Source organism: Brevibacillus sp. MCWH (assembly GCF_013096935.1).
In the GTDB taxonomy this organism is placed as follows: domain Bacteria; phylum Bacillota; class Bacilli; order Brevibacillales; family Brevibacillaceae; genus Brevibacillus; species Brevibacillus aydinogluensis.
This window is the reverse complement of record NZ_SDLF01000232.1, coordinates 1-395: the sequence shown is the minus strand read 5'-3', so window position 1 is coordinate 395 and position 395 is coordinate 1. Positions and strand designations below refer to the sequence as shown.

Here is a 395-nt window from a genome sequence, read left to right as displayed (position 1 = left end):
GGTCACCACGCCGCTGGCCATGGCGCTGTCGGCCGGCGAGGTGCTGGTGGAGGCGCGCTGGTGGTCGGTGGACCCGTATATGCGCATCAACCAGTCGCTCAAGCCGACCTACAACGAGCTGCCGCATGCGCTCGACACGGTGCAGACGGCCGGCGTCGTCGGCCGGGTGATGGCGTCGTCGGTGCCCACGCTGGCCGTGGGCGACTGGGTGGAGGGCATGCTCGGCTGGCAGACGCATGCCCGCGTGCACCACTCGGTGCTGCGCAAGCTGGACCCAACCCTGGCGCCGCCGTCCACGGCGCTCGGCGTGCTGGGCATGCCCGGCCGCACGGCCTGGTTCGGGCTGATGGAGTCGGGCCGGCCCAAGGCGGGCGAGGTGGTCGTCGTGTCCGGCG

Annotated in this window: 1 pseudogene; it reads left to right on the top strand. The window is 72.9% G+C overall.

Annotated elements, in window-relative coordinates:
• A pseudogene (locus ETC00_RS20230) lies at nucleotides 1–395 on the top strand (NADP-dependent oxidoreductase); the annotation flags it as partial.